We start from the raw sequence: 14,070 nt of genomic DNA, 5'->3' as shown, positions 1-14,070 counted from the left end.
TAAGTGACCACCTTATTGGTTACTGGTGTCCACCTGGTGGCCACTATTTCTGACATGAGGAATAAATTAAGGATTGGTAATGAAAATCCTCTTGACAAATCCGTCGTAAGAATATATTGTATTACTTATATAGTACAAAAATACGGAAAGGGGTGATTGCATGGCATGGGAATTGGATTCGGATCGTCCTATTTTTATTCAGATTGTGGAGCGGATTCAGATGGAAATAATATCCGGTAAATATGGTCCGGGAGATAAGCTGCCTTCCGTCCGGGACTTAGCGGCGGTAGCTGCTGTAAATCCGAATACGATGCAGAAAGCACTGACAGAGTTAGAGCGGACAGGACTTGTGTATTCCCAGCGTACAAGCGGGAGATTTATAACGGAGGATGCAAAAATGATTGAGGAGTTAAAGAATAATCTGGCGCAGGAACAGATTAAGGAATTTTTGGAAAATATGAGCAAGCTTGGCTATAAGAAATCAGAAACCTTATCTTTGATTCAGGAGATTTTGGAGGGAGAGCAGGCATGAGTACATTATTGGAAGTAAAAGATGTATGCAAGCGATATGGAAAGAAAACTGCGCTTGACCATCTGAACCTGACTTTAGAGAGCGGACATATTGTTGGCCTCTTAGGACCGAACGGAAGTGGAAAGACAACACTGATTAAGCTGATTAACGGAATCCTTACTCCGGATGAGGGCGAGATTTTGGTGGAAGGAATGAAGATTGGTGTAGAGACAAAGAAGGTGGTTTCTTATCTGCCAGATCATACGTATCTTAACATGGGGATGCGGGTACGTGATATTTTAGATTATTTTGAAGATTTTTATCAGGATTTTGATGTGGTAAGAGCTTATGATATGCTGGCAAAATTATCTATTAATCCCAATGATAAATTAAAATCCATGTCCAAGGGAACCAAAGAAAAGGTGCAGCTTATTTTAGTAATGAGCCGTCGTGCGGACTTATATGTTCTGGATGAGCCGATTGCAGGAGTAGACCCGGCGGCAAGAGATTATATATTGCGGACGATTCTTACCAACTATGATGAGAATGCAACAATTCTGATTTCAACCCATCTGATTGCAGATGTTGAGAATGTATTAGATGAGGTAGTCTTTATTCAGAATGGAACAATCAGCCTGACTTCATCAGTAGATGATATTAGAATTAATCAGGGCAAATCGGTGGATGCTTTGTTCCGGGAGGTGTTTAGATGTTAGGAAAAGTAATGAAACATGAAATGAAAGCAACCTGGAAAGTATTATTTCCACTGGCAATGGTTTTAGTCGGCGTTACGTTAATTGGCATGCTGATGATGAATATGCAGGTTTTCGAAACAGATATGGGAGCCTTAGTCGGTCTGGCAATGCTTCTTTTGTATATCATCGGGCTGATTGCATTGAGTGTTACGGCATTTATTTTTCTGCTGGTTCGGTTTTACCACAGCATGTATGGTGCAGAAGGTTATTTGTCACATACCCTTCCGGTAACCACTTTTTCCTTGATTAACGGAAAGCTTTTGGTGGCGGTATTCTGGGATGCAATTACGACAATACTTGTTTATGTTTCGGCATTTTCATTGATCGTGACAGCTGGATTGAATCTGGGTAATGAAGGGGAAAGAATCAAGCTGGGAGAATTGCTGCAGCAGCTGGGAGATATGATAGGAATTTCGATTCCGGCACTTTTTGGCTGGGCAATATTATATAGTGTGATTTCTGCATTTTCAGCTATGCTTATGGTATATGCCAGCATGGCAATCGGTCAGTTGTTCCGCCACAAAGTTGCAATGTCTATTGTAATGTATGGTGTATTATATGCGATTCTTCAGATTATATCTTTTGTGATATCCATTAATTCAGCAAATGGATTTGTTGAGAAACAGGCTGCAATGGGAGATGACAGCTTCTTTACCCTGACCATTGCAAATATGTATGGAAATATATTTTCAAAGAGCATGATACTTTCCATCGGGGTATCAATTGTATGCTATATCATAACAGCAGTGATTACCCATAAGAAATTAAATCTGGAGTAAATGAGAAAACTACTTGTTGCGTATCTTCGCAGAGCGTTTTTCGCTTTACAGGAAAGCAATTTCCTGTAAAGTAAAAGGCGGGACCAATCAAAAATAGACTGGTTTCGCCTTTTTACGTCGCCATGAATTCCATAGAAACTGCCAGTGGCAGTTTCGGCTGGCACAGATTAGCGGAGAAAAATAAGAAATTACTTCGAAAGAAGACAGTCAATCAGCTTATCATTCATCTCCGGCATCATAAAGCAGAAGCGGATGTATTTGTTATCTAAGAAAGGAAAAGTAGAGCAGTCGCGAATCATCATATTCTTCCGGATTGCTTTATCAAATAAATCCGCAGAAGTAATGTCCTCCCTTAAGATTTTAAGAAGCATGAAGTTGCCGGATGGCTTGTATGGTTTGAAATCCGGGTGATTTTTAAAGATTTCATAAATCCGGGCACGCTCTGAAGAAATAAGAAATTTTGTCTGCTGGATGTATTCCTCATCGGTAAACATCAATTCTCCGGCAATTACGGCAAGAGAGTTAATGGTCCATGGATTTTTTCTGGTATTGATTGATTTGATTAAATCCTGATTGCCGCTGATAGCGTAGCCAAGGCGGAGCCCCGGAGCAGCAAAGAATTTGGATGTTCCACGCAGGATAATAATATTGTTATAGTAGTGGGTCAGTGGAACTGCGGTAATTTCATCCATGTTATCGGCAAATTCCACATAAGTCTCATCCACCATGACAAAGATATCATATTGCTTGCAGATATCTAAAATCCGGCGCATATCCGTCCGGTTGATGCAGGATGAGGTAGGGTTATTGGGATTGCAGAGTACTAAAAGGTCGATGCTTTCATTTAAGTGAGCGGTAAAATCATCCACATCAAGGACGAAATCGTCCTTTTCACGGAGTGGATAGTAGAGTGTAGTACCACCGCCTAAGGAAATTTCGCGCTCATATTCCGAATAAGTCGGACCGAGAATCATGGCTTTTTTCGGATGCTCAATCTGAATAAAAAGAGAGATTAATTCCGTGGAGCCATTTCCTACAATGACCTGGCTGGCATCGGTGCCGGTATAGGCAGCAATACATTCTCTTAAAGAAGTATATTCCCGGTCCGGGTAGGATGTAATGGCATCAATATGGGAAGCCAAAGTACTTCGCAGCAGCGGAGATACGCCTAAGGGATTGACATTGGCGGAAAAGCTTGTAATATCCTCTTTTTTGATACCGTAAACGGCTTCTATTTTTTCTAAATCACTTCCGTGAAAATGTTCTTTTGGTGTTATCATGAAAAAGACCTCCTGTTAAAATACAACGGAAAGAAAGTTGCATGTGTGTTTTAAATAGTTTATAATCTATTATAACTGTAATGAGAGAAAAAGCAACAAAATCTCATATCGGAGAAGGAAAAGCAGGTGACATTTTGCGTAGACGGATTCAGAGACTTGCAGCAGGAAAATTTGAACAGGAACAGCCGGTTTTATCTCTTTCGGAAGAGAAGATTGAAATTGAGGTATTAGAGGGACAGGATTATACGGGAGAATTTGTGATTGAAGTATCCAACCATGTTCCGGTAAAGGGGCTGATTTATTCCTCTAATCCATATATGGAATGTCTGACACCGGAATTTGAAGGGGAAGAAGTCCGAATCGGATTTCAGTTCCATAGTGAGGGTTTCCGGGTTGGTGATATACAAAAGGGTGAATTCTGTATTATTTGTAATCAGTTGGAATATAGCCTTTCTTTTGTTGTGTCTATAATCCGGCCTTATGGGAATGCGTCTACCGGAAGAATCCGAAATCTCAGTGATTTTATCAAACTGGCACAGACGGATTATATGGAAGCTTACCGCCTGTTTGCTTCCCAGGGCTTTCAACATGTATTAAAAGAAGAAAAAGGAAAAGAACTATTATGGTATGCCGGCTTTGGCGGACCGGGAGCATTGATTTCCGGTATGGAGGAGTTCTTGGTTACGATCAATGCCAAGCCACGCATTGAGCTTGCGTTAAAAGAACAGGAAATTACCTATCAGGATATCAAAGAGGAGCAGAAGGAAACGCTTTTTGTGCAGAAGAATGGCTGGGGGTATATAAGCTTTGAAGCACAGACAGACAGCAGCTTCTTAAAACTGGAAAAGAATGTTTATACTTCAGATGATTTTACCGGAAGTATCTGCGACCTTATTTATTATATTGACCCGGCAGAACTTCATACCGGAAAAAATTATGGAAGAATTACTTTAGAAAATATTTATCAGCATCTTACTTATGAGATTACCATAATCAGGACGCCGGAGCGCAGAGAACAGGAGCATATCGATTATCTGGAAGAGCAGAGAACACTTGCACATATCACCGGAATCTATCTCAATTATCGTTTGAAAAAGATTGGCGCAGGACTTTTTGCATCAGGAATGTTAGACGCACTGAATCATCTGATTGCAATGCGGCCGGAAAATGACTGGTATCTTCTGATGAAAATACAGGCATTACTGGTAAGCGGACAGAGGCAGGAGGCAGAGTGGTTATTTGATGAGTTCCGGCGGAAAGAGGAAGCAAAAGATACACCGCTTTATGCATATTTCCTCTATCTCCGTACGTTGTGGGAGCGGGAAGAATCCTATGTGAACCGGCTGACTGCAGAGATTGAAGAAATTTATCAGAAAACAGATGATATCCGGGTGTTCTGGATGCTGCTTTTCTTAAAGAAAGAATATTGCGAAAATGATACCAGGAAAATCCGGGCAATTGAGAGCCAGATGTTAGACGGCTGTAACAGTCCGTTTTTCTATATCGAAGGATTCTATTTATACTGGCAGAATCCGTATCTTTTAACGAGACTTACTGATTTTGAAATCCGCATTCTTTACTGGGCGGCAAAAAAAGGTGTGTTGACCAGTGACCTTGCCATGCAGATTACGACGCTGGTATCGGAAAAACGGGTATTTCATCCGCTGCTTTATAAGACTATGTGCGTGGCATATGATAAATTTCAGAATAATCAGATGTTGTCAGCAATCTGTGCTTACCTGATAAGAGGACAGCGTTTTGGATTGCATTATCATATCTGGTTTGAACGTGGCGTGGAAGAAGATTTGCGGCTGGCAGGATTAAATGAAGCATATTTAATGTCCATGGATTTACTTGCCATTAAGAAAATTCCACGGATGATACAGATGTATTTTCAGTATAACAGCAGCATTCCATACAAACAGAAGGCGGCTCTGCTTGCAAATGTAGTAGCGTTAAAGGAGAAAGAGCCGGAGGTATATTCCAGTTACCGGAAGCGGATGGAAGAATTCGCAATTGCCCAGATAGAAGAAGGTCATATCGATGATAATCTGGCGATTATCTATTCTGATTTATTAAATAAAGGCATGATACAAAAAGAGATGGCAGGACCACTGGCGAAGATTCTCTTTACCCATAAAATGAACTGCTTTGCACCGAATATTGTGCGGATGTATGTTTTGCATGACCAGCTGCGAAAAGTGCAGTGTGTGCCGATAGTAAATGGCAGTGCTTATTTTGAGTTATACAGCAAGGACTATGTCATTGTATTTGAGGATACGAAGGGATACCGGTATGGCAGTGAGATTTCATACCAGCTGGAAAAGCTGATGAGGCCTGGTGCCTTTTACCGTACCTGTATGGAATATGCACCATATGAGATTTCATATCTTTTGTATCATTTTACATCCAGGGATACCCACCGTGCATTTATGCCGGAGGACAGTGAGTATTTACGCATCTTTTTAAAAGAGGAAGCATTGCGGGAAAGTTATCGGGCAGAGCTTTATGCAAAGGCAGTACATTTCTATGAGCAGGAAGATAATCAGGAACTGGTGGAAGAGTGTCTGTGTCATGCACCGCTTTCCGCCATGAAGCGGGATGACAGAGCCTATCTTTTGAATCTGATGTTGGAATACCGGTTATATGAGATTGCATATCCGGATATACGGGAATTTGGCTGGGAAGGCATCCGTCTGGAGAAATTGACAGCACTTCTGACTTATGAAATAGAAGAAGCGGATTATGAAAGTGATGATTTCCTGCTGGCACTTTGTGCAGTGACTTTTCAGGCGAAGAAATACAGTAAAGAGATGCTGCAGTATTTAGCACAGTTCTACTGCGGTCCGACCCGTGTAATGGCGGCGGTCTGGTCAGCAGCGCAGACCTTTGATATAGATACCAGAGACTTGGAAGAACGGTTATTGATGCAGATGTTATATACGGCAGAATTTGTGGAGCAGGTGCAGAGCATTTATGAAAGCTTTGTGTCACACGGAGCACCACATCTTCTGCGGAAAGCATATGTAAATTATTTTGCACATTTCTATTTTGTGCATCAGGGCATTGTACCGGAAAATGTCATTAAAGGCTTAAAGAAAAATTATGAGGAACGGGAAGAATTAAGCCAGGTGATGAAGTTGGCGCTGCTTTATGCTGTTGCGAAGAGGGATTTGTCCATAGAAGAAAAAGGTGTAATGGAGATGACAGAGCAGCTTCTACAGGAGCAGCTGGTTCAGAATCTTTATTTCGCATTTTATCAGCAGATGCCGGAAGAGATTCGCTATCGATTTCATTTTTACGACCGGAAGTTTGTGGAATACCGGACAAATCCGAGCAAGCGTGTAGTGATTCACTATCAGAAAGGTGAATCCTATGTGGATGAAGATATGAATGAGATGTATGAGGGCATTTTCGTAAAAGAATTTATCGTATTCTTTGGAGAAGAAATTCCGTATTATATTTCAGAGGAAGCACCACGGGAGTCCGTTGTGACTGAGAGTGGACGGCTTTCCTGTAAGGATGTCTGCGGCAGGGAAAACGGAAGCACCTACGATATGTTGAATGAAATGGAATTAGAATATACCTTAAAGGATTATGAGAAGTTAGAGCGGCTTTTACGGAAATATGACAGCATGAAGAAAAGGAATGAAGAACGTTTTCAACTGATGTAATAACAGGGAAAACAATAACAGGGTGATGGTATGAAGGAAAAAAGCCTTTCAATAGGACTTGATTTTGGAAAAAAATACGCATTAGTATCATATTGTACATCCGATATGTCAGAGCCGGATACCATCAGTACCGTGGCAGGCAGTGAATTGTACCAGATTCCATTAAGCCTTTGTAAGCGGAGAGGAATCGGACAGTGGTATTACGGAAAAGAAGCAGAGACTGTCATGAAAAATGGCGAAGGAAGTGGCTGTGACCGGCTCTTCAGCCGGGCACTGGCAGGCGAACCGGTTACCGTGGAAGGGGAAACTTATGATACGGTAGAACTGTTAAGTCTCTTTGTCCGTAAAATTCTTACGGTACCGCAGAAATTCGGCACATCCATGAAGCTGGCAAGAATTACCATTACCATGGATACTTTAAACCGGGAGAAGATGGAACTGATTGAAAAAATAGCCGGACGGATGAAGTGGACAAAAGAGCAGTATCATGTCATCGATTATGCAGAAAGCTTTTATTACTATGCTTTAAGCCAGAAGGAAGAACTGTGGCTGCATGATGCAGTTCTCTTTGATTATTCCAAGAACAGTATGCGTTTTTATTACATGGAGCGTAATCTGAATTCCACACCACAGCTGGTTCATATTTATCTGAAAGATTATGGTCCTTTGATTGGCAATAAAGACACTGCGTTTTTAGATGTAGTAACAGATGCCGTTTCCCGTAAAATCTATTCTTCGGTATATCTGACCGGGGATGGTTTTGATGGAGAATGGATGAGAGAATCCTTAAAATTTCTCTGCAACGGAAGGCATGTTTTCTTAGGCAAAAATCTTTATGCTAAGGGAGCCTGTTATGCATCCTGCATCCATACCGGAATGCAGCCATGGCAGTTTGTCTATATTGGTGAGAATGAGATGAAGGTAAATATCAGCCTTAAAGTAAAAGACCGGGAAGAACTTATTTTCCATACACTGGTAAGTGCAGGAGAAAACTGGTATGAAGCAAAGAATCAGTGCGAGATTTTACTGGCAGGTACGAATACCGTTGATTTCTGGCTGCAGCTTCCGGACAGCAGGGAAGCAAAGATAGAATCCTTAGAGCTTACGGATATTCCAAAACGGCCGGAACGTATGACCAGACTTTCTGTTATGACAGAAGCACTGTCGGATTCCGCTGTAAAGGTTACCATACGGGACCTTGGATTTGGAGAGATTTATAAAAGCTCTGAAAAAGTGTGGGAATATAAAATGGAACTGTAGGAGGAGACCTCATGGGAGAATTGATTTTATGCAATCGGAAAGAAACCGATGTGCCATATTATTTAGAACAGAATATGATAAATATCTATTCCCTGGAGGAATTGAACTGGTATATTTTAAACCACACGGAATATCTCGACGATTCTTTTGTGTCGGATGATTTAATCAGCTGGATTGCAGAGGAGTTAAAAGACCGGGAGTTAGCCGGGCAGTTAAAAGAGGCTGTCCGAAAGAAAATAACGCTGGCAAAGAAAGTCCGGCTTCTGATGGATGCCTGCGGCTTTTGCACAAAGAAAGAAAAAGATGAAATCGAATATGCACTGGCAGAAGTAGAAAATAAATCAGAAATTGAATGTATGAAAATCAGGGCAGACAGAAGCCTTATGAATCATCGGTATGTCATGGCTATCAGGGAATATATGCGTCTGCTGCAGAAGGAAGAGGCGGGGAAGCTTGATGCTTCTGTCATAGGAAATATATGGAATAATATTGGTGTTGCAAATACCGGGTTATTCCTGTACCGGGATGCGGCACGATGCTTTAAGAAAGCTTATGATTATAATAACAATCCGGCATGCATGCGGGAGATGGAAGAAGCATGGCGGATGGCAGCACCGGATGAAAAGGAACAGGTTTATGAAGTATCAGAAGAACTGCAAAAGACATTAGAGGATATTCATAAGCAATGGAATGATGAGGAAGAAGTACTGGAAGCATTTCGAGATGTGCTGGATAAGAAAAAATATATTTACGAAAGCAATGGACGGTGGGCATAACATTGATAAAATTTTTTAGAAGAAAAAGGAAACCAAAGAAAACAATCGAGGAGGTCTTAGAATGTATCACAGAGGATACGTTATCGGAAGAAGACCGGAAGGATGAACATAAAGTACAACATTATGTTCTGGGTCACTGTGAACAGATGATTGATACCACAAAGACCCTGGAAAATGAAAAGTCTGAATATCGTGTGGTGACTTCTTATTTAAAGGATATCCAGATTATTGAAGAACTGCCGGAAGATGAGGCAGCTGCTTTAAGAGATACTGCAAACAGTATTCTTACACTGGATCAGTCCCGTTCCGATTATCTGAAAGCAACCAAGAAGCTGACAGATACGCAGTATGCACAGATGGAACAGGAAGAGGAGACTCTGACGGAATCCATCCGGACCCTGCAGGCAAATGAGATGTATCAGGCGGCCGTAAAGCGTGATATGAATTACCTGGAAGGGGAGAAGAATGAATGGGCTTATTACCGGGAAGAGTTAATGGAAGAACAGAAGATTCTGCGGAAGGCATCCTATGTAGTATTTGGCATGGTACTGGCATTCCTTGCAGTCATATTGGTTCTTCATGTGGCATTGGAAATGGATGTACGGATTCTATTTACGATTCTGATGGTAGCTGCGGCAGCCAGTGGATTCTTTATGCTGTTCCGGAATCAGAATAATACAAGAGAAATCAAGCGGGCAGAAGTGAACATGAATCATGCCATTACTCTTTTGAACCGTACTAAAATAAAGTATGTAAATTCTACGAATGCGGTGGATTATGCCTGCGAGAAATACCATGTGCATAATTCCTATGAACTGACCTATCTCTGGGAGCAGTACTTAGAAGCCAAGCGGGAAAGAGAGAAATTTGAACGGAATAGTGATGACTTGGAATATTTTAATGGAAAGTTAGTACGCATGCTGCAAAAATATGAACTTTATGATGCAAAGGTCTGGATTAGTCAACCCAATGCACTGGTAGATAAGCGTGAAATGGTGGAAATCAAGCATGAATTATTGAGCCGGCGGCAGAAAATCCGGGCATCCATTGAATATAACATGGATGTAGTATTAGAACAGAAGGAAGAAATTGAAAAACTCATGAAAGAGTATCATGAGGAAATCCCGGAAGTCCGTGAGATTATTAATTCTGTGGACCGGCTCTGCGGAACCGGAGAATGAAAATAGCGTATCATCGATAGAAAATATCGGTGATACGCTATTTTTTACTTTACAGGAAATTGCTTTCCTGTAAAGTAAAAAACGCTCCGCGAGGATGCACACTGCGGCGTATAAGGTAGATGTCGCAAGCAACCGCCGCAGGCACGAGAATGTGCCAAGGCACATTCTTTTCTATCACAGTTTTATTTGCAGCCGCAGCTCTTATCGAAAGCCGGGTTACATGCATAGAAGTTCTTGGAGTCAAGGTGTTCCTGTACCATCCGGAGTGCTTCGCCAAAACGCTGGAAGTGTACGACCTCCCTGGCACGCAGGAAACGAATCGGATCTACAACGTCCGGGTCTTTTACGACACGAAGAATGTTATCGTAAGTGGTGCGGGCTTTCTGCTCTGCAGCCATATCTTCCATAAGGTCAGTAATCGGATCGCCTTTGGACTGGAATTCACAGGCATTCTGTGGAACACCACCGGCAGCCTGTGGCCATACGGCAAGGGTGTGGTCAATATAGTAAGGACCGAAGTTAGAGGCTTTGATTTCCTCCGGAGTCAGGTCTCTGGTAAGCTGGTGTACGATGGTTGCAATCATCTCAAAATGGGCAATTTCTTCTGTCGCAATATCGGTAAGCAGTCCGGCTACTTCACGGTAAGGAATGGAATAGCGCTGGGAGAGATAACGTAAGGATGCGTTGATTTCTCCGTCAGGACCTCCGTACTGGCTTAAGATATACTGTGCGGTTTTCGGATCGGTCTGTTTGATGTTGACCGGATATTCCAGTCTTTTTTCATACTGCCACATTTAACAATTTCCCCCTTCCCATGGATTTCTCATGCTTCCCCAGCTCCAGTGACCGTCTGTGTCGGCACCGTCTAAAGTCAGGGGACCATATTTTTCTTCATACATTTTCACTGCTTTTAACCGCAGGGTACGGTAGTGGTTATAGAAGGAAAGTGCTTCTTCATCATAAGGATGGGTGTCAAGGTAAAGGGCAGTATCATAAGCTACAAAGCTGACCTGATTAATCCAGTCTAAAAGCTGGGACTGGTTCATTGGCATATTGTTCATCAGAATCTGCCTCCTTTCATGGAACCATGGAAAGGTTTATTTAAATCCTGAAAGACTGTGCCATTACGCAGAGCCTGGTCAGGTTCGTACAGATTGCCGAACTGCTGCCATGGAACATAAGCCATGGCAAGTTCCTGATTACAGGCAAACTGTTTCGTATAAGGTGTCGGAACAGCCGGACGGCTGCTTTGTGGCTGACAATTACAGTTGTTCATATGCTGACCTCAATAAAAATATTCATATTAATATATGTGCAGATGAAAAGGAATGTGAGATTTTATATTGTGAAAAAAAGAATCCTGCGGTAAAATACTTAATTGAGAAAAAATATCAATAACAAGAGAAGAGGAAAATAGATGACACTGGATGAACTTGAAATTGGAAGAGAAGCGGTAATAACCAAAGTAGGGGGAGAAGGAGCACTGCGGTGTAGATTTTTAGATATGGGGCTGATTCCAAAGACAAAGGTGCAGGTGCGTAAAGTAGCACCTATGGGAGACCCGATTGAACTCCGGATTCGTGGATATGAACTGACCATACGAAAAGAAGATGCCGGAAAAATTGAAGTAGAACCGGAGGAGAACTAGAATGATATTTGCATTAGTAGGAAACCAGAACTGTGGTAAGACCACATTATTTAATCAGCTCACCGGTTCCAACCAGCATGTTGGAAATTTTCCGGGTGTAACGGTTGACCAGAAAATGGGAGAAATCAGAGAGCATAAGGATGCATCGGTAGTTGACCTGCCGGGAATCTATTCACTGCGTCCGTATACCAGCGAGGAGATTGTAACAAGAGACTTTATTTTAAATGAAAAGCCGGATGGAATTATCAATATTGTAGATGCAACAAATATTGAGCGAAATCTCTATCTGACCCTGCAGTTATTAGAAATGCATATTCCGATGGTATTAGCTCTGAATATGATGGATGAGGTGCGTAACAACGGCGGAAGTATTGATGTAAAACAGATGTCTTTAGAACTGGGAATTCCGGTTATTCCAATCAGTGCGGTAAAGGGAGAGGGAGTGGAAGATCTGGTACACAGCGCCATGAAGGTGGCAGGACAGAAGATATATCCAAAGGTAACGGATTTTTGCGAGAAAGGTCCTGTGCACCGCTGCATTCATGCGGTATCCCATCAGGTAGAAGACCATGCACAGAATATCGGAATGTCACCACGTTTTGCAGCAACGAAGATTGTAGAACAGGATACAGACATTATTGACAGACTGAAGCTGAGCCAGAACGAACTGGATATGATGGAACACAGTATTGAAGAAATGGAAACAGACCATCATATGGACAGAAATGCCGCTCTGGCGGATATGAGATATACCTTTATTGAAAAGGTGTGCAGTAAATCAGTAACAAAGTGCCATGAGAGCAAAGAACATATTCGTAGTGTGAAGATAGACAATGTATTAACGAATAAATATCTTGCTATTCCGTTGTTTCTTCTGATTATGCTGCTTGTATTCTGGCTGACCTTCGGTGTGATCGGAGCATTTTTGAGCGATTATCTGGCTGTTTTTATTGCATACATAACGAATCTTGCAGACAAGGGGCTGACTGCTTATGGAATTAACCCGGTGGTTCACAGCCTGATTATTGATGGTGTATTTGCCGGAGTAGGAAGTGTGTTAAGCTTCCTGCCGATTATTGTGGTTTTATTTTTCTTCCTGTCTATTCTGGAAGATTCCGGTTATATGGCAAGAGTTGCCTTTGTTATGGATAAACTGCTGCGTAAGATTGGACTTTCCGGACGAAGCTTTGTTCCAATGCTGATTGGATTTGGTTGCACGGTTCCGGCAGTAATGTCAAGCAGAACTTTAGCATCCGAAAGAGACCGGAAAATGACCATTATGCTGACACCATTTATCAGCTGTTCGGCGAAAATACCGATTTATGCGGTGTTTACAGCAGCATTTTTTAAAAAGTATCAGGCACTTGTTATGATTGCACTTTATGTTGGTGGAATGGTAATGGGAATTCTGGTGGCACTTTTATTCAAGCATTCCGCATTCCGTGGAAAACCGATGCCTTTTGTCATGGAGCTTCCGAATTACCGGCTGCCATCTTTTAAGAGCGTGGTACTCCTGATGTGGGACAAGGCAAAGGATTTCTTAGAGAGGGCATTTACCGTTATTTTCCTTGCAACGATTATTATCTGGTTCTTACAGTCTTTTGATACCAGACTGAATGTAGTATCTGACAGCGCAGACAGCCTGCTGGCATTAATCGGCCGTGTGATTGCACCGGTTTTTGCTCCGCTTGGATTTGGGGACTGGAGAGTATCCACTTCTTTGATTACCGGATTTACTGCCAAAGAAGCAGTAATCAGTACCATGAGTGTACTTCTTGGAACCAGTGTGACTGCTTTGGGCAACAGTCTTGGAGCTCTGTTTACACCGGTATCAGCAGTCAGCTTCCTGGTATTTACGTTACTTTATACACCATGTGTAGCAGCGGTTGCAGCAATTAGACGGGAGATGGGCTCAAAGCTTCAGGCACTTGGTGTTGTGATAATGCAGTGCGTGGTTGCATGGATTGCGGCATTTGTTGTCTTTCAGATTGGCAGCCTGATTTTTTAGGAGGCAGATAGTATGGGCGTTAATGATATTATTTTGCTATTACTGATTCTTTGCTGGTGCGCCTTTGCGGTATATGCTATGATGAAAAAGAAAAAAGAGGGAGGCTGCATTGGCTGCAGCGGATGTAGTGGAAGGACAGATACGGATGCGGTCTGCAAAGAATGTTCCCGGAGGAAAAAGTTGTAAAAAGTATTTATT

At 42.0% G+C, this 14,070-nt stretch carries 12 protein-coding genes and 1 pseudogene; 9 read left to right on the top strand and 4 right to left on the bottom strand.

What is annotated here, in order from left to right; translation table 11 throughout:
- The first annotated feature begins 160 nt into the window (after window positions 1-160).
- From DV740_RS04680 to DV740_RS04670, 3 genes are read left to right on the top strand one after another with little or no spacing between them, the layout of a single operon-like run.
- Window positions 161-532, top strand: coding sequence for a GntR family transcriptional regulator (locus DV740_RS04680; protein WP_117841188.1), 372 nt, complete (start codon window positions 161-163; stop codon window positions 530-532).
- Entirely contained in the window at window positions 529-1,227 is a 699-nt protein-coding gene (locus DV740_RS04675; RefSeq protein WP_022243344.1) for an ABC transporter ATP-binding protein, read from the top strand. Before DV740_RS04680 ends, DV740_RS04675 begins: the two co-directional genes overlap by 4 nt.
- On the top strand, window positions 1,221-2,045 hold the full coding sequence (locus DV740_RS04670; RefSeq protein ID WP_117841187.1) for a hypothetical protein: 825 nt from the start codon (window positions 1,221-1,223) through the stop codon (window positions 2,043-2,045). Before DV740_RS04675 ends, DV740_RS04670 begins: the two co-directional genes overlap by 7 nt.
- Window positions 2,046-2,233: 188 nt before the next feature.
- Here DV740_RS04670 and DV740_RS04665 read toward each other — a convergent pair whose 3' ends face one another.
- Window positions 2,234-3,325, bottom strand: a complete 1,092-nt coding sequence (locus DV740_RS04665) for a pyridoxal phosphate-dependent aminotransferase (protein WP_118087539.1) — start codon at window positions 3,323-3,325, stop codon at window positions 2,234-2,236.
- 134 nt (window positions 3,326-3,459) lie between these two features.
- On the opposite strand from DV740_RS04665, the gene DV740_RS04660 reads away from it, so the two are divergent.
- The 4 genes from DV740_RS04660 to DV740_RS04645 are packed head-to-tail and all read left to right on the top strand — an operon-like array spanning window position 3,460 to window position 10,216.
- On the top strand, window positions 3,460-6,999 hold the full coding sequence (locus DV740_RS04660; protein WP_147342272.1) for a DUF5717 family protein: 3,540 nt from the start codon (window positions 3,460-3,462) through the stop codon (window positions 6,997-6,999).
- A gap of 30 nt (window positions 7,000-7,029) precedes the next feature.
- The gene (locus DV740_RS04655) at window positions 7,030-8,259 is read left to right on the top strand and encodes a DUF5716 family protein (RefSeq protein WP_118087537.1); all 1,230 of its coding nucleotides are present in this window, start codon (window positions 7,030-7,032) and stop codon (window positions 8,257-8,259) included.
- Window positions 8,260-8,270: 11 nt separating this feature from the next.
- Complete coding sequence (locus DV740_RS04650; RefSeq protein ID WP_117698291.1) at window positions 8,271-9,035, top strand: hypothetical protein; 765 nt, start codon at window positions 8,271-8,273, stop codon at window positions 9,033-9,035.
- Window positions 9,036-9,037: 2 nt separating this feature from the next.
- Entirely contained in the window at window positions 9,038-10,216 is a 1,179-nt protein-coding gene (locus DV740_RS04645) for a hypothetical protein (protein ID WP_117698290.1), read from the top strand.
- Window positions 10,217-10,398: 182 nt separating this feature from the next.
- On the opposite strand, the gene DV740_RS04640 is transcribed toward DV740_RS04645, so the two are convergent.
- From DV740_RS04640 to DV740_RS04630, 3 genes are read right to left on the bottom strand one after another with little or no spacing between them, the layout of a single operon-like run.
- Entirely contained in the window at window positions 10,399-11,010 is a 612-nt protein-coding gene (locus DV740_RS04640) for a manganese catalase family protein (protein ID WP_022243337.1), read from the bottom strand.
- Complete coding sequence (locus DV740_RS04635) at window positions 11,011-11,277, bottom strand: spore coat protein CotJB (protein WP_117698289.1); 267 nt, start codon at window positions 11,275-11,277, stop codon at window positions 11,011-11,013.
- A complete protein-coding gene (locus tag DV740_RS04630; protein ID WP_022243335.1) occupies window positions 11,277-11,492 on the bottom strand; it encodes a spore coat associated protein CotJA in 216 nt (71 codons plus the stop codon). Before DV740_RS04630 ends, DV740_RS04635 begins: the two co-directional genes overlap by 1 nt.
- 141 nt (window positions 11,493-11,633) lie before the next feature.
- Between DV740_RS04630 and feoB the strand changes: the two are divergent.
- Window positions 11,634-13,872, top strand: a pseudogene (feoB, locus tag DV740_RS04620) (ferrous iron transport protein B).
- Window positions 13,873-13,884: 12 nt separating this feature from the next.
- Window positions 13,885-14,058, top strand: coding sequence for a FeoB-associated Cys-rich membrane protein (locus tag DV740_RS04615; RefSeq protein ID WP_117947041.1), 174 nt, complete (start codon window positions 13,885-13,887; stop codon window positions 14,056-14,058).
- Window positions 14,059-14,070 lie beyond the last annotated feature (12 nt).

Origin of the sequence: Roseburia sp. AF02-12, assembly GCF_003461765.1 — a bacterium.
In the GTDB taxonomy this organism is placed as follows: domain Bacteria; phylum Bacillota; class Clostridia; order Lachnospirales; family Lachnospiraceae; genus Roseburia_C; species Roseburia_C amylophila.
The sequence above is the reverse complement of the archived record's forward strand: the minus strand, read 5'-3'. Positions and strand labels throughout refer to the sequence as shown.